Below are 25,532 nucleotides of genomic sequence, written 5' to 3'. Positions count from 1 at the left end.
CAGCAGCGTTTCAAATTACGACAAAAAACCGGGCACCCGAGGTGTCCGGTTTTTGCTTATCTCCCTACTCTTTAGAGCGACTGGAGACGTTGATCCGGGTAATAGCTCTTTGGAGCGACAATTCCGCACGACGGTGATCGATCCGGTCTTGCGCGCTGCCACCTGCAGACAATCTGCGCTCGGCGCGTTCCCGGGCCGCGATTGCCCGCTCCACATCAATTTCTTCCGGCAATTCAGCGCTCTCCGCCAAAACGATGGTCTTATCGCCTTGAACTTCGATAAAACCGCCGTGAACGGCGATCGTTACTGTCTTTCCGCCGGATTTGATCACGATCGGAGCTACCTGCAATGGGGTTACAAAGGGAATATGCCCCGGCAGGATGCCGAGCTCCCCTTCCAATCCGCGGACCGTCAAGCTTTCCACTTCACGGGAGAATACAACGTGCTCCGGTGTGACGATTTCCAATAAAAAGGTGCTCACTTTCATCCCTCCTGTTCGTGGGACGTTCATTTCTGAAGCATCCGCCTTAACGGTGCGTTTTACAGAGTTTTCGCTTTTTCTACTGCTTCTTCAATCGGACCGACGAAGAGGAAGGCCGCTTCAGGAAGATCGTCATGTTTGCCGTCCAAAATCTCTTTGAAGCTGCGTACGGTCTCAGCGATCGGTACGTACTTCCCTTTAAGTCCGGTGAACTGTTCAGCTACGTTAAACGGCTGAGAAAGGAAACGTTCGACCTTCCGGGCACGGGCTACGAGCACCTTATCGTCCTCGGACAATTCATCCATACCAAGGATGGCAATAATATCTTGAAGCTCTTTATAACGAGCCAAAAGTTGCTTAACGCCTTGTGCTACATTGTAATGTTCTTCGCCGACGATTTCCGGAGTCAAAATCCGGGAACTGGAAGCCAGCGGATCCACGGCAGGGAAAATCCCTTTCTCGGAAATTTTACGCTCCAGGTTTGTCGTTGCATCAAGGTGAGCAAACGTAGTAGCAGGAGCAGGGTCAGTATAGTCATCCGCAGGCACGTAGATAGCCTGAATCGAGGTAACCGAACCTTTTTTCGTTGAAGTAATCCGTTCCTGAAGCTGACCCATTTCGGTAGCCAGCGTAGGCTGGTAACCTACTGCTGAAGGCATCCGACCGAGCAAAGCCGATACTTCGGAACCCGCTTGGGTGAACCGGAAGATGTTATCGATAAACAACAGTACGTCCCGGCCTTCCTGGTCGCGGAAATACTCAGCCATCGTCAAACCGGTCAAAGCCACGCGCAAACGAGCGCCTGGAGGTTCGTTCATTTGTCCGAACACCATCGCCGTTTTTTCGATAACGCCGGATTCCGTCATTTCCATATAAAGGTCATTACCTTCGCGGGTACGTTCCCCTACGCCGGCAAATACCGAAATACCGCCATGTTCATGGGCGATGTTGCGGATCAATTCCTGAATCGTTACGGTTTTACCTACACCCGCACCGCCAAACAAACCGATTTTACCGCCCTTTGCATAAGGAGCCAACAAGTCGATAACTTTGATCCCGGTTTCCAGGATTTCAGCTTGTGTCGACAAATCCTCGAATTTCGGAGGTTCGCGATGGATCGGATTGCGAACAGCAGTCGCAACCTGGCCTTTGTTGTCGATCGTTTCCCCGAGTACGTTAAATACGCGGCTCAATGTAGCTTCGCCAACAGGCACGGAGATCGGCGCACCCAAGTCTTCGGCTTCGGTACCGCGTACCAGTCCGTCCGTCGAGGACATAGCGATACAGCGAACCAGGTTGTCGCCCAAATGGTTGGACGCTTCCAAAATGAGATCGCCCGCACCTTCTTGCGCGTTCTGTTTTACAATTCTAATGGCGTTATAGATTTCCGGCAGTTGACCGCGACCAAACTCGATATCAACGACCGGACCCATTACGCTAACAACGCGTCCTTTGTTCATCTTAGTTCCCTCCTATAAGTTTTGCGGGGCACATCATAAATTCACAACAAAACTACTCGGAAGTTGATTCCATGAGCTTTGCTTCTCCGCAAACTGTCATCGTAACCGTTTATGAAGCCGTACGGGATCCTCCGAATAGAGTCAAAGAGCCACCAGGCGCTGACTTTCTTCAGAAGATTCACCCGGCTCGTGTCTGCTACCCAAATTACGAGCTTTTTCAGCCTTGTGCGTTCGCTCCTGCGACAATTTCCGTAATTTCCTGGGTAATAGCCGCTTGGCGCGCACGGTTGTAAGTGAGAGTCAGTTCATTGATCATCTTCGTCGCATTTTTCGTCGCACTGCCCATTGCCGTCATTTTTGCGCCGAGTTCACTTGCCTTGCCTTCCAAAAGCGCGCTAAAAATCAAGGTTTCGGCATATTTCGGCAATAACACTTCCAATACCGCTTCGGGAGACGGCTCGTATTCATACATAGCCGTTCCTCCGTGGTGCTCCACATTTTCGAATGGAAGCAGGCGGTCGATGGTCGGTCTTTGGGTAATCGCATTAATAAACTGGCTGTAGCAAATGAAAACTTCATCATACTGCTCCAGTTCAAATCCTTGCACAGCTGCATAGGCCAGCGATTTGATGTCGGCGAATTTAGGCGTATCCGACAATTCCGTTACCGACTGAACCACAGGAAGTTCCCGACGCGTAAAATAATCACGGCCTTTGCGGCCGATAACAAACAAACCATACTCTTCCTTTGACGCATGTTTGCTCTTGAGCGTATCCATCACGTTACGGAGCAGGTTCGCATTATATCCGCCAACGAGACCGCCGTCGGAAGTGATTACGATATAAGCCGTACGCTTCACTGAACGCGAAACCAGCATTGGATGAGAGACGCCGTCCGAACCGGTTGCGATGCTGGACACCACTTCCTTCAGTTTTTCAACATAAGGACGAGAAGCCTGAGCTTTCTCCTGCGCCTTTCTCAGCTTGGCCGAAGCCACCATTTCCATCGCTTTCGTGATTTGGCGGGTATTCTGAACGCTCTTGATCTGGCGTTTTATTTCGCGCATCCCTTTTGCCATGATTTCACCACCTTAAACTTTGGCGAAGCCAAAGTTACTTCGTAAGCATATTCTTAGTTTTGGCGAAGCCAAAACTACTTCGTAAGCATTAGCTGAACTTTGGCAAAGCCAAAGCAGGATTAAACATAGTCACAAACCGGCGATCCGGCAACGAGCCAGGGCCGGTTTATGCATTATTTTTATACGGAAGCCGCAAAGCCCTTTTTGAACTTTTCAATGACTTCTTTAAGTTTTGCTTCATTATCGGCTGTGAGATCCTTCGTATCGCGGATGGATTGCAGCACGTCATCATGCTGGCTCTTCACATAAGACAGGAATTCGGCTTCAAAACGGCGCACATCGCCAAGCGCGATGTCATCAAGATAGCCTTTAACAGCCGTATAAAGGCTGATAACCTGCTCTTCAACCGCCAGTGGCTGGTTAACGCCTTGCTTCAGGATCTCCATCATCCGGGAACCGCGGGTCAAACGCGCTTGCGTCGACTTATCGAGGTCGGAGCCGAATTGGGAGAACGCTTGAAGCTCGCGGTATTGAGCCAGATCCAGACGGAGCGTACCGGCAACTTTCTTCATCGCCTTGATTTGAGCGGATCCCCCTACACGGGATACGGAAATACCGACATTGATCGCCGGACGTTGGCCCGAGTAGAACAGATCGGATTCCAGGAAGATCTGACCGTCTGTAATCGAGATTACGTTGGTCGGGATATACGCGGATACATCCGATGCTTGGGTTTCGATAAACGGAAGCGCCGTAATCGAACCGCCGCCGAGTTCATCGCTCAGTTTCGCCGCACGTTCCAACAGACGGGAGTGCAGATAGAAAACGTCACCCGGATAGGCTTCGCGACCCGGAGGACGACGGAGCAGCAAGGACAATTCGCGGTAAGCAGCCGCTTGTTTGGACAAGTCATCATAAATAATGAGGACATGCTCACCTTTGTACATAAAGTACTCGCCCATAGTTACGCCCGCATATGGCGCAATGTACAAGAGCGGGGACGGTTCCGAAGCGGATGCCGTTACGACGATCGTGTAATCGAGCGCTCCATGACGACGCAGCGTTTCAACTACGTTAACTACCGTGGATTGCTTTTGGCCGATGGCGACATAAATACATTTTACGCCATTGCCTTTTTGGTTAATGATGGTATCGATGGCGATTGCCGTTTTACCGGTTTGGCGGTCACCGATGATGAGTTCCCGTTGGCCACGGCCGATCGGAACCATCGAATCGATCGCTTTGATCCCGGTTTGCATCGGTTCATGAACCGATTTCCGGTCGATTACGCCCGGTGCGTTGTTTTCGACAGGACGGAATTCCGTAGTCTCGATCGGACCTTTGCCGTCCACCGGCTGGCCCAGAGGATTGACAACGCGGCCCAGCAAAGCTTCGCCAACCGGAACTTGCATGATTTGTCCCGTGCGTTTCACTTGATCGCCTTCACGAATTTCGCTGTACGGGCCCAGAATAACAACGCCGACGTTGCTTTCTTCCAGGTTCAGCGCAAGCCCAAATACGCCATTCTCAAACTCAAGCAGTTCGTTTGCCATGGCGTTCTCAAGTCCGTGGACACGGGCGATACCGTCACCAACTTGAATAACGGTGCCGACTTCGGCCACTTCAATTTCCGATTTATATTGTTCGATCTGACTTTTAATCAGTGAACTGATCTCTTCAGGTCTGATACTCAAGTGTTTCACCCCTATCTACAGTGCTTGTCTTCGAAAAGACTTTTCAAGCCGTTCAAGCTTGCCGGACAAACTTCCATCGTACACGGTATCGCCGATTTTCACTTTGATACCGCCCAGTAATTCTTTGTCCACTTCATTAATGACGCGGATTTTCTTGCCCACGAGAGCACCGAATTCCTCGGCAACCTCTTGCTTCTCTTTTTCGCTCAGAGAATAGGTGCTGTATACCAGCGCATCGGCCAGACCTAAAGCTTCGCCGGTAATTTTGGTATAACTGTCCAAAACCTCAGGCAATATCCCGGTTCTCCCGCGTTCGATCAGCAGTTTCGCCAAAGAGACAACCGTTTGCGACAGCTGTCCTTCCAAACCGGAACCGATGGCATTCCATTTTACTTCCGCCGAAATATTAGGACTTAGAATGAAGCTTTGGATCTCATGATCCTCGCACATCACCTTAACGAGAGCCTGCAGCTCCTGCTCAAGCTCCAAGGTACGGCCTTCCTGCCCGGCAATTTCAAAAAGAGCTCTCGCATATCTGCTCGCTACCACTGTTTCCCGGCTCATGATTTATTACCTACTTCATTCAGGTATTGGCCCACGAGCTTCTCCTGCTCTGCAGGGTTGCTTTCAACTTCCCGCTCAATCAGCTTGGAGGCGATATTCACAGAGAAAGCGCCGATTTCGCCGCGCAAGGCTTCAATCGCTTTCGTTCTCTCGCTTTCAATATCGCGAATGGCTTCATTCTTCATGCGGTTCGTATCATTCTTCGCCTGATCAAGTATATCTTTAGCCTGTTTGCTACTGCTTTGTCTGGATTGCTCGATGATTTCGAAAGCTTCCTGACGCGCTTGCTTCAGAGCTTCCTTCTGCTCTTCCACATAAACGGTAGCCTGCTCTCTAGTTTGCTTCGCCTCTTCCAATTGGTTCCGCACCAGCTCACGGCGTTGTTCCATGATCGCAAACAGTTTACCGAAAGCATATTTACTGAGTAGCCAATACAGAATGGCAAATGAAATCATTGTAATTAAAATATTCTCCCACAGGACGTTCACCGATGTCACTCCTTTCCGTTAGCTACAACTTGCACTAGAATTGAGATGTTTCGATACTCATAAAACGAAGGCGCGGATGGCATCGGCCCTCCCCGCCAAACCGTAGCTATTTATTAAGAGAACATGATCAGGAACGCGATAACGGTAGCGGCCAGAGGCACAACTTCCACGATACCTACCCCGATAAACATCGTTGTTTGCAACGGACCGCGAGCTTCAGGTTGACGGGCAATCGATTCTACTGTTCTACTTACGATCATACCGTTACCAAGACCTGCGCCAAGTGCACCCAAACCAACCGCTATAGCTGCTGCCAAAAAATTCATTTAATTTTCCTCCTTAAATTTGGTCAATTTTATGTTTGATATAATAGACCTCTTTGAGTAAGCCTTGGGGCAAACCCAATGAGTTTATCAATGACTTTCTTCTTCGTGAATCGTTGTCTGTGCGATATAAACCATGGTCAAAATCGTAAAGATGTACGCCTGGAGAGCTCCGACAAAGATACTGAATCCCTGCCATATTCCCATGAACGGAATACCCAGGAAGCCCATCTTCAAAATGACCGTGATCAGGACCTCACCCGCAAAAATATTAGCGAATAACCGGATTGCCAAAGCGATTGGCTTAGCCAGGTTCTCAATAATATTCAGTGGGAGAAACACCGGGAATGGTTCGATATAGTGTTTGAGATAGTGTTTCCGGTTGTACTTCAGGCCCAGAAAATTCATCAGGAAAAAGACGATGAGAGCCAGACCCGCAGTTACGGAAATATCGGCTGTAGGAGATTTCCACCAGAGAATTTCGGCATGTTCGCCATGGCTGAGATTACGCGTTGCTTCAATAATATGTCCGAAAATGGACTCCGGCTGATGCGCCTCAGTGATGATTCCCATCGGCAAGCCGAGCAAGTTCGATACAAAAATAAATAGAATCAGCGTCAATCCCAAAGTGATGTAAGGTTTCCCTTTCTTCAGATCCATAGCACTTCCGACGATCCCTTGAACGAACTCCACAACCCATTCCATAAAGTTCTGAAGTTTCCCCGGATTCTCTACCGACAGATTTCTGGTAGCCAGTCTGCAAAGCACGAAAACGATCAAGCAGCTGACAAACAGCATCAGAACGGCGGATAAATCAAGATTGAATCCACCAAGGTCGATAATCGGTGCTTCATGCATGTGTACGTACTCACCCCTTTCCACTGTTCAGCTAATCAAGACTTGTTTCTTAAGCTGATTACTATGCTTGCCGGTATGGTCAGAATCTGCGGCACAAAGACCCCGATGATGGCGCCAATCATGGACACCTGTTCGAATTTTGCCGCAATCATTACCGTAATGAACACCAGACAAATTCTAGTAATGAACCCGAAACTGTAGCGCTTCTTCTCTTGGCTCACCACGAGGTTAACCAGCCCCCGCACCTTCGCCGACAAGAAGCGGACATAAACCAATCCAGCTGCAAGGCCCAGAATCAAACCATTGCATAAAGGCCTATGCTCCGGGAGAAAAGCCCATCCAAGAAACAAGGCAGATAACATCAACAGAGTTATCCGGGACACGGCCGTAACAATGGAGTTCAAATCATCCATTCTGCTCCCCCATAAACTTATAGATTAGAACAATAATGTTGACGATCCCCAGAACAAGACCCAGGATCGTCCCGAGGGCGATCCAAACCGCAGAACCCCCGTAGTGATGCACAAGCCATCTTGACAAGAAATAACCCGACAAAATATAAATCACTAGCAGAATGCCAGCCCCACTAATATATGAGGCTATTATCCATGGTTTAACTTCTTTGTCAGAATTATTCATCGACGCAATCCCCACTTATTTTACTGAATGTGACGACTTTTTGTCAACGAAAGCGTTAAAGCGATAATTCAGTGTGCAGACAGCAAGAAAGCGTTAAACCGTACAGTATAACTGTATGCTATCTTGGCCGGAAACACAATTATTGATCTTTTTACTTTGTGAACTTTCTGTGAAATTGTTCAGGACGCTCACTTATAATTCCGAAATGGTGACATAGTGCATTGACAATTCGTTCAGATGCCTTTCCATCTCCGTACGGGTTAGCGGCCCGACTCATAGAATTATAAAGCTCGCTGTCGCTGAGCAGCGCCTTTGTCCGCTCATATACCATCTCCTCATCCGTGCCGACGAGTTCCAGCGTTCCCGCTTCGATGCCCTCCGGGCGCTCCGTCGTATCGCGAAGCACAAGTACAGGAACGCCAAAAGACGGCGCTTCTTCCTGTAAACCGCCGGAATCCGTAAGGATTAGATGTGTATGTGGATAGAAATTGTGCAAATCCACCACATCCAGTGGCTCGATTAGTTTAATACGGGGATGGTCTCCCAAAGTTTCATACGCCGGTTCTCTCACCGCCGGGCTTAGATGCACAGGATAAACGATGGCCACATCTTCGAATTCGTCCGCGATCCGTCTGACGGCGCGGAAAATATTCATATGCGGCTCTCCCTGCGATTCGCGCCGGTGTGCGGTCATAAGAATAAGCCGCTTTCCGGCGGCCCACTCCAGCACAGAATTGTTGTAATTCGGCTGTACAGTATATTGAAACACATCCGTTACTGTATTGCCTGTGATATATATGCTTGACTCTGGCTTGTTTTCTGTGAGCAAATTCCCTGCGGACCAGTCCGTCGGAGCGAAATGCAGATCCGCCAGTACTCCGGTTAATTGTCGGTTCATCTCTTCCGGATACGGCGATAATTTGTTCCATGTACGAAGGCCGGCTTCCACATGCCCGATCTTGATTTGCTGAAGAAAAGCCGCGTAGCTGGCCAGAAACGTCGTCAGCGTGTCGCCGTGAACGAGTACGATATCCGGCTTCGCTTCACGAAGGACTTCTTCAAGTCCTTGCAACACGCGAATTGTAATTTCGTTCAGGCTTTGATTCGGTTTCATTACATCAAGATCGTAGTCCGGCACGATCCGGAACACGTCCAGCACCTGATCGAGCATTTCGCGGTGCTGCGCCGTCACGCAGACCACGGAATCGATATGCTCGGGATGCTTTTGCAGCTCCAAAATCAACGGAGCCATTTTGATGGCTTCCGGCCTAACCCCGAAAATCGTCATCACTTTGATTTTTGACATAGCCGCTTCCCTTCCCTATGAACCATTTCTTATTTCGTACCGTACAACCGGTCACCCGCATCGCCAAGACCTGGAATGATGTAGCCGTGGTCATCGAGACGCTCGTCCAGGGCGGCTACGTAAATATCGACATCCGGGTGAGCATCCTGCACTGCTTTGACACCTTCCGGCGCAGCGATGAGGTTCATCATTTTGATTTGGGTGCAGCCGCGTTTCTTAAGCGCGTCAATAGCGGCAATCGCAGATCCTCCCGTAGCGAGCATCGGATCGATTACGATCAATTCGCGTTCCTGTACATCCGTCGGCAGCTTAATGTAATACTCGACTGGCTGCAGCGTCTGAGGATCACGGAAAAGTCCCACATGACCTACTTTCGCAGCAGGCAGCAATTTCAGCACTCCATCCAGCATGCCCAGCCCGGCGCGAAGAATCGGAATAAGTCCCAACATACGCCCCGAGATGACGCGCGATTCCGCTTCAGCCACCGGTGTTTGCACTTTGATCGATTCCAAAGGAATTTCTCTTGTAATCTCATAAGCCATCAGCGTGGCTACTTCATCCACCAATTCACGAAAGTCCTTCGTGTTGGTCCGCATGTCGCGTATAAAAGTCAGTTTGTGTTGAATCAATGGGTGATCGCATACCACCAGTTTTGCCATTGTTTGTCCCTCCGGTTTTATAGCACTCAGTCTTCACTTGCGGCGACATTCTCATTCCCGATTGTCCCACAAATCTCGTTTATTATATCACTGTCTTTTTCCAATTACCACGAACCTTGTCCCGGTGGTGCCCATGTTCCGCTGGACGACACAAATTGCAAACAATCGAAATCTGCGTACGGGTCCTTTGCCCTATTACTATTTATCCATCTCGGCCTGTCCCCGCTCTTGAATGTCGGCGATCGCTTCATCCAACGTTTTGAGCCGGGCCAAAACCGATTTTCCTTCCGCGTTGATAATGGCATCCAATTTGCCTGAATAACCTTCGGGAAGCATGCTATAATCCACAGACATATCCTTCAGATTCGGCTTCTGATCATAGAAGGCCTCCATCCGTTTTCCTTCCGGATTGTACATATACTCCGTCCGGGTCGGGGGATCGAATCCCGCCGTTTTGGATTTCAGCTTTGCCGCTTCTTCACCGTTTACGAATTTGACGAGCTCCCAGGCTGCCTGAAGCTGCTCCGGTCCGGCCCCCGCATTCACCGCGAAGATATTCGTGAAGAACAGGGAAGACGTCGTCGCCCGGTCACCATCGTCGCCCGGACCCGAAGCCAGCTCCCAATTCAATTGAAACTTGTTGCCAAGATCTCTCTGCGCCCAACCGATTGCATTATTAATATAGTAGAAATAATTAACTGTCATGGCGCTGGTGCCCATAATAAAAGGATCATTGTCCGCTCCTCCCAATTCGGGAGATACGACCGCTTTGGATTGATAGGCATCTATGGCTGTCTCAAAAATGTCCTTAAAAGATTCCGTATCCATCGTCACCTTTTTGGCTGCAGCATTCTGCCGACTGACGCCGCGGCTTAATGCCATCTCGCTCACCAGGAAGGAAAGGTCCTGCATATAAAGTCCGTTTACCCCTTCCTCGGCCGGAAAACGCTGAGCGAGTTGAATCAGTTCGTCCCATGTCATCCGGTCTTCCGGGTAAGGAATTTCGTACTTATCGAAGAGATCCTTATTATAGAAGATCGCCTTATTCAAAAATGTCGGAGGCAGTCCATACAGCTTGCCCCCTCCCCGTTGTCTGAGAAAGTCAACGATGTCCGGATGCATCTTCTCCAGGTCGAAGGAGTCATTCGTGATCATCGCATTCAAGTCGTACAGTTTGTCCTCTTGTATAAACCTTTCGTAGTCGGGAAATCGGAGCGCGAGAACATCCGGCTTTTCTTGCTCCACAATCTCGTCGACACCTTTTAGCGGATAATCGATAACCGTAATTTCAATATTCGGATATTTCGTGAGGAACAACTCCCCATACGCTCTCATAAACCAATCTTCGCCCCCCGGGTAGAGCACTTTAATGGAAGCTTTCATTTTCGGATCGGCCTCATACCGAAGTACATCTTTGTCTGATGCACAAGCGGATAATAAAATTACCAGTATCGTAAACACCGAAAACAATCCCGTAAATCGCCTTTTTATCATTTTCGCAATGTTCTCCTCACTTTTTTTATTAGAGATCCTGTTCTTGTCAGGCAGAGTTGTGCCGTTACTCTAATAGATCGTGATGTCTTCCTGGACATGAACAAGCTCGTCTTCCGGTTGTTGGAACTATACAGGCTTTTAGAATAGGATTTGCTTGGTTGGGTGTCAAAGCTCGGGAGTGTTTGAAGCAGCGGAAAAGAGAACTTTCATTAATATAGGGGAAACGAGGCCGGTCATCATCCAGGCACCCGTTCATTAATAAACGTTGGGTTCTATTATATTGATGAAAGCGCTTTTGTCAAATACGAATGACAAGACTCCGGATTCGGGATTAATGCGGATACTATCAAAAAAAGAGAGCCAAATTCACACCGACAAGCGTGAAGTTGAATCTCTTTATCGTTAAAAAGGAGGCTTGATTTCTTATCCTTAGAGAGTTATACCTTCACTTTTGCTGCTCAAATGGTGCTTCTGCAGTAGATCGAATTTATTCTTCGACTTCAATTGACTCACCATTTGTTCAATAGAAGCAACCAAGTATCCGGCGTCCTCCTGTGTAACCGTCTCATGCAAGCTGAGTCTGATACTGCTGGAAGAAATCGTTTCATCCTGCGTCATAGCCATTAGCACCCGGCTTTGTTTGGCCTTTGACGAACAAGCGGATTGTGACGAGACTATGATTCCTTGTTTGGCCAGCATGCTAATCATCATCGCTGAGGTGATCCCTCTCCCCTGATAGGAAAAATTAATGATATGCGGAGAGGAGAGCGGGGGTACCGGGCTATTCATTACTAACCCGGGAATCGCGGCCAATCCGGAATAGACCAGATCATGCAGAGACATCAGATACCTGAACTTCTCATGTTGTTCCTCATTTGAGGCCGCGATGGCTTCGGCAAAACTTAGCACGGCAGGAACGTTCGTAGTCCCCGGCCTTATTCCTCTTTCCTGCTCCCCGCCGTACATCAGCGGGTCCATTTCAATATGCTCTTTAGCCACAAGCAGTCCGATGCCTTTGGGTCCCCCGATTTTATGCCCTGACACGGTATAAAGGTCGATATGGTCTAATTCAACCTGTAATTTGCCAAATCCCTGTACCCCATCCACATGAAAAAGAATTTGCGGTTCCGACTTCAGCAACTCCGCAATTTCCGCAATCGGCTGCACGGCTCCCGTTTCATTATTCACATGCATCACGCTCACGAGAATGGTGTTGGCTTGCAGCGACTCCTTCACGGATACCGGACTTACGATCCCGCTCCGGTTAACGGGCAGGAACGACACCTCCACCCCTTCCTCCGCCAGTTGTTTGCCGCATTGATATACGGAGGAGTGCTCGATTTCGGACAAAATAATATGGGGAGTTCGCCTCGTCCGCTTCATCCAGGCCCGAACCACGCCTAAAATCGCAAGGTTATTGCTCTCCGTAGCCCCGGACGTGAAAATAACCTCCGTAGCTTTGACTTGAAGCAGCCGGGCTATCTGCTCTCTGGATTCCTCCACCCGAAGGCTGGCCTCGAACCCCATTTCATGCGTGGATGAAGGATTGGCAAAATAATGCTTGGCCGAGTCCATCAGCGTCCGAAACGCCCGGGGATGCAGAGGCGTAGATGCACAATAATCGAAATATAGAGAGTTCATCATTTCCTCCTGACATAATTTCTTAAGACATTTAAGAGAGTACCCCCTCCACGCGTTTCGGCCAATTCCTTCAACTCGTTCGAGGTGTAGACCGTCCCTTTGTCACAAATCTGCTGATTCTCGTCAGCGACCAAACCAAAGGGGTGGGAACGGATGAGAAAATCCTGTTCCATTTGCTCCGGAGAGAGCGAAACGATCGGCCATTTCCGCTGAAGAAATTCATCGAGCTCTTTATGATCCTCATCGCTCCCCGTAGAAAATAAAATCAAGCGGGCATGAGACAAAGTGATCTGCTGAAGCTCCGGCACTAACTCCATGCATCGGACGCAGTGCATTGAAATAAACAGCAACACTTTCGTTTCCCGAATGGAATGCAAATGTATGGCATTACCTCTCTGATCTATGTACTCTTTATCCGGGAGAAAACTCCCGAGATCAGGACCATTTTCGGTAATCATGCACCTTGCCCTCCTTTCTCGACAGCCGGCATTGGATTCTTTTGCATGTTCACTAAAGCTTCAAGCCCCTTTGCATCCCTAACGGTTCCCTTCGACAGGACGTAGCCGTCCCCGGAAAGAAGATAAAAATAAGGAAAAACCGATGTTTTAAACGTTTCCCTCAAATCAGAACCGTATAAATAAAACGGGAGAGTTATCCGGTACTGTCTCAGAAGGTTTTTCACTTTGAACTCTTCGCCCTGAATGTAAAGAATAGTTCTTTTACCGGACCATGGTTCAAGTAGCGAATTAAGCTTGGATATAATATCCAGGCATGACAAACAATCCGTTGAGAGGAACAAAACGACGGCCCCATCCTTGCCCACCATCCCTTCAGCATCACCCGCATTTATCGCAAATTCCGGAAACAGGCTGCCCAAGGGCAACCCCTGATCGCGTTTAGGCCATGTCGGGGAGAACGGCTCCAAACAAGAGCCCAACTGCCCGGGATCGGCCAACTCGTCGACGCTCTGGATCCTACCCTCCGCATTTACGGTGACAACGGTCGGAACTCGCTGAATTCCGAACATCTCTACAATTTTGGAAGACCTTAAGATAGGGAATTTATAGGATATATCCCCCAGATCGGCATCCGAGTAAGGCTCGGGATCACTTTTCAGGACCAGAAAATGATTTTTTTGGGAATGGCTCGCCAATTGCTTTAGCACTTCGATACAAGATCCACAGCTATCGCTTAAAAAAATCAATTTCGAGACGCGTCCGGGAAGCTCCTCCGACTTCACTTTTCTTCCCGTTTGGTCTCGCCCTTTAAATAGAGGAAGAAAGTCACCGACATTCCCGCCCCGGGGGAGATATCCCCCGGCGAGCGCCTTATTTTGTGTCCTAGGCTTTGAGGAGATAAATAGCTTTCTTATGGAATCAAACACTCTTTTCATGCGATCACTCCGTTCATGTCATACCATTGGGACTGGGCTCCATACATGCGCGCATACTCCCCTTGACGCTGGATCAGCTGGGCATGAGTTCCCTGCTCGACAAGACGCCCGTCTTTCAGCACCAAAATCAGATCCGCATTACGGCAACTTCCCAGCCGGTGAGAGATCATGATGCTCGTTTTCCCTTCCACCAATTCGGAAAATCGTTCGAACAAGGCGGCTTCGGCGATAGGGTCCAGTGCGGAAGTGGGTTCGTCATAAATCACCAGCTCGGCATCCGCATTAAAGAAGGAACGGCTTAACGCTACCTTCTGCCATTGGCCTTGGGACAATTCTTTGCCCCCTTCATATTCATGGCCCAACAGCGTGTCGTATCCATGCGGAAGCGAATGGGAAATAAAGTCCACCCCTGTCTTGGCCGCCGCTATATTCAACTGTTCCCTATTATCCAGGGAGAAGATCTGTCCGAACCCGATATTCTCCTTCAACGTTAATTGATACTGCACAAAATCCTGAAAAACGACACTAACCGACTTGCCGTCTTCGTCCGCAAAAATATCCTTCCCGTTCCAAAGCACACTTCCGTATTGGGGTCTGTAAAGACCGAGCAGGCATTTGGCCAGCGTACTTTTACCGGCCCCGTTATGACCGACAATAGCCACCCGCTGTCCCGGCTTAATGCGAAACTCGACATCCTTCAATGCCGGCACACTCTGATTGGGATAGGTGAAGCTTAGCCCCATTACCTCAAGACCGCCTATTGTCGCTTCATGGGATTCAGGCGGCAGCTTCCGGAATTCCATGCGCTCATCCGGTTTTTTATCCGGAAGTTGCAGAAACTGGATCAGTTCGCTTGTAAACAGCGCATTCTCATAAATGCCTGACAAATTCGCGGCAATCAGCATCACGCTGTCTTTGGCCGTCGTCACGGTCTGGATCATCGCCACAAAAACCCCGATCGTAAGGCTGCCCGTATAACTAATCAAAAGGACAACTACGGTCGCAAGTGCCGTAAACGCATAAGAAAAAATCTCGGAGAAACCACCCAGCCATTGGCCCGACTTTTCCAGCGCGGCTTTTTCTTTCGCATTTTTCCAGTACAACCCGCCCCATTGGCTGATGATGTAAGGATACAGCTTGAACAGCTTCATTTCTTTGGCGGACTCCCTACTGGTCATCAATCTCATGAGATATTGAACTTTACGGCTTGAAGGAGTTTGGGAAATCATTTGATTATATCTTTTCTGACCCAGTTTCATATTGATCAGAAAGGAAGGAATGATTAAACACAGCACCCCGACGGATAACATCCAATGAAACCCTGCCAGAACAAAAAGCAGCGAAGTTAACGTAATGATACTTTGCAGCACCAGGAAAAAATGATCCAACACGGAAAGCCCGCGATAGGCGAGCCCTTGAGTGACTCTCTGCAGGCGGTCATAGTATTCGGATTGCTCGAAATAGATATAGTCCAGTCTGGCACATTTATCGGCGATCTCCCGGTCCATTCGAAACTGCGCCTTTTGCTTGATCACCACAAGAAGCATATGAGCCAGCGACCTTAAACCTAGGGCAGCCAGAAAAAATAGAGCTTGCCAGCCGATCGTCGTCAACGCCGGCAGCAGCATTTCCTTATTTCCTTGGAACAATAAGGCGGCTTGCTCCACCAGCCGCTTGGTCAGATAGATCTGAACCGCCGGCTGCAAGGCCTCCACGATCCGAATGACCATCATTACGGCCAATCGTACAGGAGCCGATTTCCATATGAACGGAACGATCTCAAACAACAATCCTCGAAGAACTCCCTTATGGTTCACTTCGCCTGCCTACCTACTCTCTTTCCGCTATATTTTGCATCTGGGCAAATGGCCACACTATTCATAACATCTACTTTTGATCCAGTAACCGCTGCCCTCGCTCTTGCATGGAAGCAACGGCTTCATCAAGGGTTTTGGCACCTACGGTTACGGCCTTTAGTTCGGAGTTAATAATTCCGTCCATATTCCCGAAGAAACCTTTAGGAAATTTATCAAAATCAATAAACGTGCGGTTAACATCAGGCTCCAAGTTATAAAAGGCCTCCATTCTTTTTCCTTCGGGATTATAAATGTAATCCGTTCGCGTAGACGGGGCAACTCCAATTGTTCGCGACTTTGCCTTAGCCAATTCCTCACTGTTAACAAACTTGACGAATTCCCATGCCGCCTGCTTTTGCTCCGATTCCTTATTCACGGAAACTATTCCATCAACATAGAAATAAGGTGCGATATCACGACTAGCCTCGCTTACTGGCGCAGTAGCTACATCCCAATTTAAATTATTTCCTTTGTCTTCAGCAGCCCAGTTAATCTTATTATTAATGTAATAGTAGTAATCCACAGTCATAGCGCTTGTTCCTGTAATAAAAGGATCGTAGACCTCAAACAGATCCATGTCGGGGGCAACTAAGGCCTTGGACTCGTAAGCATCCATAACCATTTCAAATATTCTCCGATAAGATTCCGAGTTGAGTGAAACTTCCATATTTTTGGCGCTAACTTCCGTGAGATGTTTTGTCCAAGCCATATCATCTACTACCGTTGAAAAATTAAGCATATATAAGCCGCTCACTCCATCTTCTGCCGGAAAGCGTTTAGCTAGTTGAATGATTTCCTCCCATGTCATCTGATCTTGCGGATATGAAATATTGTATTTATCAAATAAATCCTTGTTATAATAGAGAGCTTTGTTCACGAAGTTTGCCGCTGAACCATACAACTTACCGCTGCCAAGTCCCCGGAGATAACTGACAATTTCAGGGTGCACTCCTTTAAGAGCAAAGGCATCATTCGATATCAGCGTATCTATGTCATACAATTTACCTTCCCGAATCAATTGTTCATATTGTTGAAGCGAAAGGAAAAGAACGTCCGGCTTCTCTTTTTCTAGAACATCAATTAAATTTTTAGGTGAATAGGTAATTGCCTTAATCTCAATATTAGGGTACTTAGCATTAAATAAATCCCCAAAGTCTTTCATTAAATTCTTTTCATTTCCAATGGTCATCACCTTTAAGGTGGCCTTCATTTCTGGATCGCCTTCGTATTGAATCGTTTCTTTACTTGAAGAACAGCCGCTTGAAAGGACAGACAGGAAAAAAACTACTACAAAAATTATTTTAAACTTCAAAATTATCCCCTCTCTACTTCGTTGAAATAATTATAAAACAGTCTGCCATCAATAAAGCTGACGGCAGACTGTTTTCAACATGAAATTAACATGCTGAACAACTGCAAGTAGAACAACCGCTTGAATAATAGTTACACAGTTGCTTGTTATTAGTACTAGGGCAACCAAGGACTACCGTCTGACAATACTGATACAAATAAGATCCGGAACACATATTTTTTCACCTCCTTTCAAGATATTCATTTATATAGTTAAGGCAAGATTGCCCTAGCTAACCAAAGTAAAAAGCTTTTGAAGATTCCGCATATTGAGGTACAGAGGTTCAACCAGTCCTCCACTATGCCGAGACCCGCTCTTCTCCATGTTTTACCAACGCTTGTAGATGTTCTTCGTTGTTTATTATCCCCTTCGCTTTTATCAATCCATCCGGGGAGACATAGTATCCAAACGGAACGAAGGGCGTTTGCAGATCCTTAAAATTCTCCACGTGAATAATCGGAACCCGAAGCTCATATTGCTTAATGGCTGCGTTTACCTCGTCCTCCGGACCGGACATCATAAATAAATACTGATACACTGGCATTTTTTTCTGTACCTCATTAATAACCGAATATAGCTTCTTGCAAGCCAGGCATTGGGAAGAGGTTAAAAATATAAGCGTACCCAGCTTGCCATGATCCGTAAGGCTGAGAGCCTTTCCATCCATGGGGATACGGTCGTTAAGAGGGAACTCTACCCCCTCAGGCAAACCCTCCTGCTGTTCATACAGCATACTTCTGGCTGTGATGGCACTCTTTAAAATGACAATTACACCGTAAGAAATTAATATAACGATGACCCATAAAAGCAAATAAGAGATATCAAACATGTCCGGCATGCCGTTTCACTTCCTTATAGTCAGATATTTTTGCTATTCCTGATAAAGCTTATGGTACTGTCTCAGCGTTAAACCCAAGGCGTAAACGGCCACAATCCCCAGGGAGGAGAAAACCAACGCAGTTACTTCTATAAAAGAAGCCGATGCCAGTTTAGAAGAGAACGGTGCGACAAGGAGATAAATGTTCAAGAGGAACAGGATAAGATGCCGTGTATGCAGCCCCATACCAAACCTTTCCGATAAAAGTCCACCGAACCACTGGTAGGTCACCATTCTGCCTTTGGCTCTCCAGGATGCCCAAGCAAAAGAGACGAGCAGAAGCAGAGCAAGTATTGCGCCGTACCGCGACGTAATGGGGAACAGCAACAGCACGCAAACGGCCAATTCAAGCAAAGGAATGGCTACAACGGCATTTTTTGTCCATAAAGGCGTAATTCTCAGCTGCCTTAATGTGTCTCTAAAGGATGACATTTTGCTAAGTTTAGCCGCAGAGGACACTGCAAATAAAACGCTTACAAACACTTGAATAAAAACAAACCATTCCATTTTTAATCCCATCTCCTAATCTAGTTTTTATATTTCTCCTAAATAGCCGCAATTTGCGCAATCGTTTGCATTTTTGACACTAAAAAATACGTTGTCTATTCAATTCATGGAATCCATAGATCCGATTGGCGATTTAACTAAGATGCAGCGATGTCGAGGCGGTCAATAGAGTGTGATCCGGCCTCATCCAATTCGAATGCAAGCGTTTGCTCAAAATAGCGAAATGATCTCATTTAATATGTATTTAGAGGTTATATGATCCTTAGATGTTATAAACTACCATTTGTCTATCATTATAACCTCCTGACTATTGGTGTCAATTACTTTTTTTTGAAGCAATTACACAAATCCCAAAACAAACCGTTGACTCCGCATTAAAATAGGCCAACCAGCAAGGCTGGCCAGCCTTCCAAATCGCTTGTCGCCGTCTCCCCGCATTCAACGCAGCGGCATGTAGCCGAGCCGATCCAGCTCCTGTGCAATGACGCGGTAACCGCGGCTGTTCGGGTGAACCCTGTCCAGAAAAAGAAGTTCCCTTTCGTTTCCCTCGAACGCCGGATAAATGTTCGCCACACGGTAATTCGGCCCGCCTAGTGTGGTGAGAAACGCGTTATATTGGCGCGCATACATCCCTGCCTCCCTTATGCTCGGAAACGGATTATACACGCCAACCATCCGAATGAGGAATGGCTTTCGCTGCGGTGATTTGATCTGATACAGGTTATATACGATTTGGCGCACATTCCCTTTCGTACGGTTTAGCGCTTGAGGAATTTGGGAAACGCGCGATCCGGATCCATCGGCAATGCCCCTGGTATAGGGCCTAAGATCATTTGCGCCGATGGACACGGTGATGATGTCGGCCCGCCGAAGCGCCGCCCGTATTCGCGAATCACTCTGCACCATCGACAGCAGCTTTTGAGAGGTCAGCCCGTTGACCCCCAAATTTTCATATTCTACCGGGGTACGGAGGCGGTTTTCCGCCATTCGCCGGTAAGTAGGCGCAAACCCGCCGCTCAACCAGGCCCCCGCGCCCGTCGTTAATGAATCCCCTATAGCCGTGTAATGGTAACCCATTCCAACACCTCCTCCGCTCATGCCTCTTCCGGCAGCAGGCATATCCTTTTTCACATGAGGAATATATCAAATCCGGTACATGATATCGTATGTAAAAAATGAAGGACAGGACAGGGAGATTCGCGTATTCTTCGGTTTCCGTCTTTAAGTAGGATTCAGAAACGCAAAAAACCGCCCACAAATCGCTGTGGGCGGTAAAACTTCGGCTTTCGATTACTCGTAGCTGAGTTCAGGATAGATAGGGAACTTATCGGTCAATTCGACCACTTGTTGACGGGCTTTCGCCAGGGTCGCTTCATCCTTGGAGTTCTTCAGAACCAGCGCGATGACTTGGCCGATCGTCTTCATGGCTTCCTGATCCATTCCGCGGGACGTTACGGCCGGCGTACCGATGCGGATACCGCTGGTTACGAACGGGCTGGTCGGATCGAACGGAATCGCATTCTTGTTCACGGTGATGCCGATGGAATCAAGCACATGCTCGGCGTCCTTGCCCGTGATGTTCAGATTGCGGGTGTCGATGAGCATCAAGTGGTTATCCGTACCGCCGGATACCAGGTTCAAGCCTTCGGAAACCAGTGTTTCCGCCAGCACCTTGGCGTTTTTCACGACATTTTCCGCATACGTTTTGAAGGAAGGATCCAATGCTTCACCCAGAGCAACGGCTTTGGAAGCAATGACATGCATCAACGGTCCGCCTTGCGTTCCAGGGAACACGGCCTTGTCGATAGCTGCAGCCCATGGCTGACGGCACAGGATCATGCCGCCGCGCGGTCCGCGCAGCGTTTTGTGCGTCGTCGTCGTTACGAAGTGCGCATGCGGCACTGGATTTGGATGCAAGCCAGCGGCAACGAGTCCGGCGATATGAGCCATATCGACCATGAACAGGGCACCTACATCGTTAGCGATGGAAGCGAGCTTTTCGAAATCGATGATGCGCGGATAAGCGCTGGCGCCCGCTACGATCATCTTAGGGCGGTGTTTAAAGGCAGCTTTGCGCACTTCATCGTAATCGATGAGGAAAGAGTCCTCTTGAACTCCGTAAGCCACGAAGTTATAGAACAAGCCGGAAGCATTAACCGGGCTGCCGTGCGTAAGATGGCCGCCATGGGCCAGGTTCATCCCGAGAACGGTATCGCCAGGCTTCAAAGCCGTAAGGTAAACCGCCAGATTGGCTTGTGCGCCGGAGTGCGGCTGTACGTTGGCATGTTCGGCGCCAAACAGTTCTTTCGCACGGTCGCGGGCGATATTTTCCACGATATCGACATGCTCGCAGCCGCCATAGTAGCGTTTGCCCGGATATCCTTCCGCATATTTATTCGTCAACACGGAGCCCATCGCTTCCATAACGGCTTCGCTGACAATATTTTCGGATGCGATCAGTTCAATGTTGTTCCGTTGACGCTTGAGCTCCAGATTCATCGCTTCCAGTACCGCCGGGTCTTGCTTTCTCAATTGATCCATGTTTCTTAGTCCTCCTATGCTAAAATAATTAATCACTTAGTCACATAACCCCGAATCCTGACTTTGCGGCAGTACGTACACGGCACGCTCCCCGCCGATCAGCTTCGGGCGGGTCCATGCTGCGTTCACCCGGGCCTTGCCAACGTATCGTAGGGTCGGCCGGAACGGCACCGCCACTCGGCGCAAATGCATGCCGATCAGCGTCTCGCCGATGTCGATCCCGGCATGGGCCTCCAAACTCTCGGCCAGGCAGGGCTCGGTCAACCGCTTATAAGCGGTTGCCGCCATGGAACCACCGGCTTTAGGCACGGGAACGGCAGCCACTTCCGTAAGCCCCATCCGCTCCAATACCTGCCGCTCCACGACAAGCGCCCGGTTCAAATGCTCGCAGCATTGAAAAGCCACATCGAACCCGCGTCTCTGCCGAACCTCGTCGATGCCGTCGAACAGCTCGGCGGCGATATGCTCCGCGCCTCCCGTGCCGATTCGCGCTCCCGCCACTTCGCTAGTGCTGACGCCGAAGACCACCAACCTCCCCGGCCCCAGTCCTGCGGCTTCCGCTAACTCTTCCAAAATTTCCGCGACCTGTCCCCGGATATCTCCGGGCTCTGACATGTCCATGTTCGTATGCCCCTTTCTCTCCAGAGAATGGCTCTTTCTCGTCAAAAACTATCTTTATTATACCTAAAACTGCAGGCATATTAACGACAAACTTCGAGCAAGATGACACCCCGGGAAAGATTCCATTAACGGAACACCCAAACAACGCTACAGACAACAGAAACAAACTGACAAATGACGAAAAAAGAGCATGACGCGAGAAAGCGTCTTGCTCTTTGCCCAGGCGACCGGCCGTATATTCCGATGCTCCACCGTGGTTTCATCCACTTTCGTCGCCAGTCACATCGGATCTTCATTACTAGCTTAAGAATAAAACATAAGTGAGACAAATGCAACCGGGTATTCCCCCGAAAGCCTTATTCGCCAAAATGTTCCTGCTCGAGCTTGTCCAGCAAACTTACAAGCGCAGCACGAATTTCTGCCGCCGCCCGGTCATAATCTCCGCGGGAGCCTCCGAACGGGTCGGAAATATCGTGAACCGGCATCCGCTGCAACAGCTCGTTCAATCGACGCCGCGCCGCCTCATCCGGTTTCTTTCCCAGCGCCCGGTCCAGTTCAAGATCGGCAGCCAGCCGCTGCAACTCTTCTCTTTCGGCTAAAACTGCGGGATCATTTTGGGCGTATTCTTTCAGTGTATATATTTTATCGGCTGCCTCCGGAAAGGTATGGATTATTTGCCGCTTGTGTCCTTCCGTCAATCCGAGAATCAAGTCCGCCCATTCCACCAATTCCGCATGCAGCGGCGTCGAAAGAATACGATCCCCGATTCCCTGCTCCCTAAGTACCGCCTCGGCATGATGCGAGATGGACATTCCTTTTGCCGCAGCCACTCCGGCAGAGCGCACTTCCACATCAAGGCCCCGCTCCCGGGCCAGCTTGCGCATCATCCCTTCCGCCATCGGACTACGGCAAGTATTGCCCGTACAGACAAACAAAATTCGCATTCTTAATCACCTCCGCCAGGATGCCGGATCCTGTATTTCTAATCAGTGTTATTGTATCAGAAGATAAACAGGAGGCCAAACGCCAGCAGGATCGCTCCTCCTGCCGCCTCTCCGTAATCGCCGAGACTCCGGCCGACGCTGCGTCCCAGGGCGAGTCCCATCATCGACATCAGGCCGCCAAAAAAGCCGAAGGCCAGCACGGTCATCAGCAGATCGCTATGGAACATCCCCAGGGATACCCCGACCGAAAAGGAGTCGATGCTGACGCTCAGCGAAAACAGGAGAACCCCCCAAAACGTACGATGATTAATCGATTGAAACCCGCTGCCTTTAAAGGAGCTGAAGATCATGTGCGCTCCCAGCAGCAAGAGCAGCCCGCCAGAGACATACCTCGCCAGGTGCCCGAGCAGAACTCCTACATATTGGCCCGCAAAAATCCCGACCAGCGGCATCAGCACATGAAAAAGAGCTACGGCCGTCCCGATGCGGAAAGCATCGCTGCGCCGTACCCCTTTCATGCCGATACCGACCCCGAGCGAAAAAGCGTCCATTCCAAGGGCAATCGCCATCAGTAGAATGGTCATCACTTCCCCTAACCGTGCAAATGCCTCTGTCATACCGCCACTCCTCCATGTCCGAATACTTCTTGTACCACCATATGCGGACAAGAAGTTATTCATGACATGACGGACCAAGCGCGGCCCGGTATCACAGTCCCCTATTCTTCCTCGCCGGGTTCCAAAATGCCGGCCTCCAAATAGTTGACATATTGCCTTAACTTGTTGGCCGACGTCCAGTTGATATCGCCCTGCTCAAATAACGACTGCACCTCGTTGCGTTGCGCCTGCATTCCTTTAATGCGAAGCTCGTTTTTATGCTGGTTGAACATATCCTCGTCTTCAATATTACCGATAGTCCCGGAACGTCCCTGAAGACGTTTGATCATTTCCTTGTATTGCGCTATAACCAGGATGGACTCCTGACGGTTCTCTTCGTTGGCTTGCGCTTTTACGGCTTCAAGCGCAGCCACGGAGGTACGAAGCCTTGCGGCTTTGAGCTGTTCCATGGCTTCCGCCGGGAGACCGCCGGTTTTGCGTTTAAAGAACTGCTTCGAGAACAAGCGGCGTATCCGGAGGACCGACACAAGAACCTGCATCTTGAAGCGGCCTGACATGACCATCTCCATTTGATTCATAACTTCCTGGATTTTAGATGCCAACTCTCCGGTAATTTCGCCGCGGTCCAACATGCTTTGAATCTCTCGCCGCTCCGCTTGAAGTCCGGCAAGCCGCAATTTCATCACGGCATTGTTTCTTCGCCGGTCGGACCACTCTTGCCCCCGCTCGTTTTGCAGCCGGATCAATTGACGATGGTAGCTCCCCAGAACCGATCGCGCCGCTGCTTCATTTTCCTCGACGGTCGCCTCTTTTATCGCCTTGATTCCCGCCTGCAGCATGGAGATACGGGCTTCGCGTTCCCGTTCGGCCACATGATCCGCACTGTCTTCGGGTCGTTTCGAGAGCAGCGGCAGCACAACGCTCGCGATAATTAGCGAACATAGAATTACCCCGGCCGCCAGGAAAATGATCAGATCCCGCTCCGGAAACGGGCTTCCGTCTTGAAGAACATAGGGAATCGAGAAAGCCGCAGCCAATGTTACCGCGCCCCGAACGCCGGATAAAGAAATAAGTACGGAAGACATCAGCTTCGGCTTGCCCATATTTTCTCCGCTGCCAAGCAGCCAGGAGCCTTCCCAGAACAAATATACCCATATAAACCTTAGAACGATCAGGCCTAAAGAAATCAGGCCGATAAATCCCAGCACCTGCACATTGCTATAGGCTGGGCTTTGGAATATCGTTTCCGTCGCACCGGGAATTTGCAGCCCCAAAATGACGAACACGAGACCGTTCAAAATATAAAGAATAACGGACCATGTATTTTGCGACACCATCCGAAGCTCGGCCTGCATCGATTCATTGCGGTCCCGCTCAATGGCATGCACAATCCCGCCCGCCACAACGGCCAAGATCCCTGAGAAGCCAAGCTCTTCCGTCAACAGATAAATCACGAAAGGAGTCAAAATCTGGATCAACATATGTATCGTGACGTCTTCCATGCCGAGCCGGCGGATAAACATCCGAAGCCAAACAATAAGAAAAGCAGCGATTGCGCCCACGACCAATCCGCCGATCGCGATCCACAAAAAGCTTAGCGTTGCTTCGGTGATGGAAAACACCCCGGTCACCGTGGCCGCCACCGCGAACTTAAACGCGACCAGCCCCGAAGCGTCGTTCATCAGCGACTCTCCTTCGAGCAGCCGCATAATGCCTTTAGGCAGATGAATTCTGCCTGCCAAGGCGCTCACGGCGACCGCATCCGTCGGGGACAAAATGGCGGCGAGCGCAAAAGCCGCGGGTAGCGGAATGCTCGGGATCAGCCAATGGATCAGATAACCACCCGCAAAAACGGTGACGAACACCAAGCCTAGGGCGAGCAGCAGGATCGGGGCCCGTAAATCCCACAGCTCCTCACGGGGCGTTCGTTTGCCATCATTATAGAGCAGCGGTGCAATAAAGAGCAGCAGGAACAGCTCGGAATTCAGCGGCAAATGAATGCCGATCGGCAGCAAAGCCACCAAAGTGCCGAGGATAATTTGCAAGAGCGGAACCGGAACGAACGGAATGAACCGGTTCAGTACGTTGGATGCTCCAATCAGAACAAGCATGATGAGCACGATTTCAAATATTTCCAAAA

At 49.4% G+C, this 25,532-nt stretch carries 26 protein-coding genes and 1 riboswitch; all 26 genes read right to left on the bottom strand.

Translation table 11 applies throughout. The annotated features are described in order from the left end of the window. Window positions 1–64: 64 nt before the first annotated feature. Entirely contained in the window at window positions 65–481 is a 417-nt protein-coding gene (locus ACLB09_RS14945; protein WP_410770625.1) for a F0F1 ATP synthase subunit epsilon, read from the bottom strand. Between the two features lie 59 nt (window positions 482–540). Beyond that, the gene (gene atpD, locus ACLB09_RS14940; protein WP_410770624.1) at window positions 541–1,941 is read right to left on the bottom strand and encodes a F0F1 ATP synthase subunit beta; all 1,401 of its coding nucleotides are present in this window, start codon (window positions 1,939–1,941) and stop codon (window positions 541–543) included. A 217-nt stretch (window positions 1,942–2,158) separates the two neighbouring features. After that, window positions 2,159–3,019, bottom strand: coding sequence for an ATP synthase F1 subunit gamma (gene atpG, locus ACLB09_RS14935; RefSeq protein WP_410770623.1), 861 nt, complete (start codon window positions 3,017–3,019; stop codon window positions 2,159–2,161). A 179-nt stretch (window positions 3,020–3,198) separates the two neighbouring features. Continuing rightward, window positions 3,199–4,713, bottom strand: a complete 1,515-nt coding sequence (gene atpA / locus ACLB09_RS14930) for a F0F1 ATP synthase subunit alpha (protein WP_410770622.1) — start codon at window positions 4,711–4,713, stop codon at window positions 3,199–3,201. Window positions 4,714–4,728: 15 nt separating this feature from the next. Then, window positions 4,729–5,277, bottom strand: coding sequence for a F0F1 ATP synthase subunit delta (locus tag ACLB09_RS14925; protein ID WP_410770621.1), 549 nt, complete (start codon window positions 5,275–5,277; stop codon window positions 4,729–4,731). Next, window positions 5,274–5,765, bottom strand: coding sequence for a F0F1 ATP synthase subunit B (gene atpF, locus ACLB09_RS14920; protein ID WP_410770620.1), 492 nt, complete (start codon window positions 5,763–5,765; stop codon window positions 5,274–5,276). Before atpF ends, ACLB09_RS14925 begins: the two co-directional genes overlap by 4 nt. A 113-nt stretch (window positions 5,766–5,878) precedes the next feature. Continuing rightward, on the bottom strand, window positions 5,879–6,091 hold the full coding sequence (atpE, locus tag ACLB09_RS14915; RefSeq protein WP_068778920.1) for a F0F1 ATP synthase subunit C: 213 nt from the start codon (window positions 6,089–6,091) through the stop codon (window positions 5,879–5,881). Window positions 6,092–6,178: 87 nt separating this feature from the next. Beyond that, window positions 6,179–6,946, bottom strand: a complete 768-nt coding sequence (gene atpB, locus ACLB09_RS14910) for a F0F1 ATP synthase subunit A (RefSeq protein ID WP_410770619.1) — start codon at window positions 6,944–6,946, stop codon at window positions 6,179–6,181. Window positions 6,947–6,981: 35 nt separating this feature from the next. Continuing rightward, window positions 6,982–7,359: an ATP synthase subunit I gene (locus ACLB09_RS14905; RefSeq protein ID WP_410770618.1), complete on the bottom strand. Its 378-nt coding sequence runs from the start codon at window positions 7,357–7,359 to the stop codon at window positions 6,982–6,984. Next, window positions 7,352–7,585 carry an AtpZ/AtpI family protein gene (locus ACLB09_RS14900; RefSeq protein WP_410770617.1) on the bottom strand — a complete coding sequence of 78 codons (234 nt, stop codon included), beginning with the start codon at window positions 7,583–7,585 and terminating at the stop codon, window positions 7,352–7,354. Before ACLB09_RS14900 ends, ACLB09_RS14905 begins: the two co-directional genes overlap by 8 nt. 151 nt (window positions 7,586–7,736) lie before the next feature. After that, complete coding sequence (wecB, locus tag ACLB09_RS14895; RefSeq protein ID WP_410770616.1) at window positions 7,737–8,891, bottom strand: non-hydrolyzing UDP-N-acetylglucosamine 2-epimerase; 1,155 nt, start codon at window positions 8,889–8,891, stop codon at window positions 7,737–7,739. A 29-nt stretch (window positions 8,892–8,920) separates the two neighbouring features. Further along, window positions 8,921–9,550, bottom strand: coding sequence for a uracil phosphoribosyltransferase (gene upp / locus ACLB09_RS14890; RefSeq protein ID WP_410770615.1), 630 nt, complete (start codon window positions 9,548–9,550; stop codon window positions 8,921–8,923). Window positions 9,551–9,748: 198 nt separating this feature from the next. After that, on the bottom strand, window positions 9,749–11,044 hold the full coding sequence (locus ACLB09_RS14885; RefSeq protein WP_410770614.1) for an ABC transporter substrate-binding protein: 1,296 nt from the start codon (window positions 11,042–11,044) through the stop codon (window positions 9,749–9,751). Between the two features lie 429 nt (window positions 11,045–11,473). Further along, complete coding sequence (locus ACLB09_RS14880; RefSeq protein WP_410770613.1) at window positions 11,474–12,688, bottom strand: cysteine desulfurase family protein; 1,215 nt, start codon at window positions 12,686–12,688, stop codon at window positions 11,474–11,476. Next, on the bottom strand, window positions 12,685–13,143 hold the full coding sequence (locus ACLB09_RS14875) for a hypothetical protein (RefSeq protein ID WP_410770612.1): 459 nt from the start codon (window positions 13,141–13,143) through the stop codon (window positions 12,685–12,687). The genes ACLB09_RS14880 and ACLB09_RS14875 overlap by 4 nt, the downstream gene beginning before the upstream one ends. Beyond that, window positions 13,140–14,078: a TlpA family protein disulfide reductase gene (locus tag ACLB09_RS14870; RefSeq protein ID WP_410770611.1), complete on the bottom strand. Its 939-nt coding sequence runs from the start codon at window positions 14,076–14,078 to the stop codon at window positions 13,140–13,142. The genes ACLB09_RS14875 and ACLB09_RS14870 overlap by 4 nt, the downstream gene beginning before the upstream one ends. Continuing rightward, entirely contained in the window at window positions 14,075–15,868 is a 1,794-nt protein-coding gene (locus ACLB09_RS14865) for an ABC transporter ATP-binding protein (protein WP_410770610.1), read from the bottom strand. Before ACLB09_RS14865 ends, ACLB09_RS14870 begins: the two co-directional genes overlap by 4 nt. A gap of 97 nt (window positions 15,869–15,965) precedes the next feature. Continuing rightward, on the bottom strand, window positions 15,966–17,246 hold the full coding sequence (locus ACLB09_RS14860) for an ABC transporter substrate-binding protein (RefSeq protein WP_410770609.1): 1,281 nt from the start codon (window positions 17,244–17,246) through the stop codon (window positions 15,966–15,968). Between the two features lie 337 nt (window positions 17,247–17,583). Beyond that, window positions 17,584–18,123, bottom strand: a complete 540-nt coding sequence (locus tag ACLB09_RS14855) for a thioredoxin domain-containing protein (RefSeq protein WP_410770608.1) — start codon at window positions 18,121–18,123, stop codon at window positions 17,584–17,586. Between the two features lie 33 nt (window positions 18,124–18,156). After that, a complete protein-coding gene (locus tag ACLB09_RS14850; RefSeq protein ID WP_410770607.1) occupies window positions 18,157–18,669 on the bottom strand; it encodes a MauE/DoxX family redox-associated membrane protein in 513 nt (170 codons plus the stop codon). A 438-nt stretch (window positions 18,670–19,107) separates the two neighbouring features. Continuing rightward, entirely contained in the window at window positions 19,108–19,746 is a 639-nt protein-coding gene (locus tag ACLB09_RS14845; RefSeq protein WP_410770606.1) for a GDSL-type esterase/lipase family protein, read from the bottom strand. Window positions 19,747–19,959: 213 nt separating this feature from the next. Then, entirely contained in the window at window positions 19,960–21,210 is a 1,251-nt protein-coding gene (locus ACLB09_RS14840; protein ID WP_410770605.1) for a serine hydroxymethyltransferase, read from the bottom strand. A 36-nt stretch (window positions 21,211–21,246) separates the two neighbouring features. Beyond that, a complete protein-coding gene (locus ACLB09_RS14835; protein ID WP_410770604.1) occupies window positions 21,247–21,831 on the bottom strand; it encodes a TIGR01440 family protein in 585 nt (194 codons plus the stop codon). Window positions 21,832–22,041: 210 nt separating this feature from the next. After that, window positions 22,042–22,124: riboswitch (ZMP/ZTP riboswitch) on the bottom strand. A gap of 63 nt (window positions 22,125–22,187) precedes the next feature. Beyond that, window positions 22,188–22,775 carry a low molecular weight protein arginine phosphatase gene (locus ACLB09_RS14830; protein WP_410770603.1) on the bottom strand — a complete coding sequence of 196 codons (588 nt, stop codon included), beginning with the start codon at window positions 22,773–22,775 and terminating at the stop codon, window positions 22,188–22,190. Window positions 22,776–22,831: 56 nt separating this feature from the next. Continuing rightward, a complete protein-coding gene (locus tag ACLB09_RS14825; RefSeq protein WP_410770602.1) occupies window positions 22,832–23,392 on the bottom strand; it encodes a manganese efflux pump MntP in 561 nt (186 codons plus the stop codon). 101 nt (window positions 23,393–23,493) lie between these two features. After that, window positions 23,494–25,530: a Na+/H+ antiporter gene (locus ACLB09_RS14820; RefSeq protein ID WP_410770601.1), complete on the bottom strand. Its 2,037-nt coding sequence runs from the start codon at window positions 25,528–25,530 to the stop codon at window positions 23,494–23,496. Window positions 25,531–25,532: the final 2 nt, after the last annotated feature.

This window comes from Fontibacillus forbon, assembly GCF_046559655.1.
Lineage (GTDB): Bacteria > Bacillota > Bacilli > Paenibacillales > Paenibacillaceae > Fontibacillus.
Note: the sequence above shows the minus strand (reverse complement) of the source record. Positions and strands in the feature narration are given on the sequence as shown.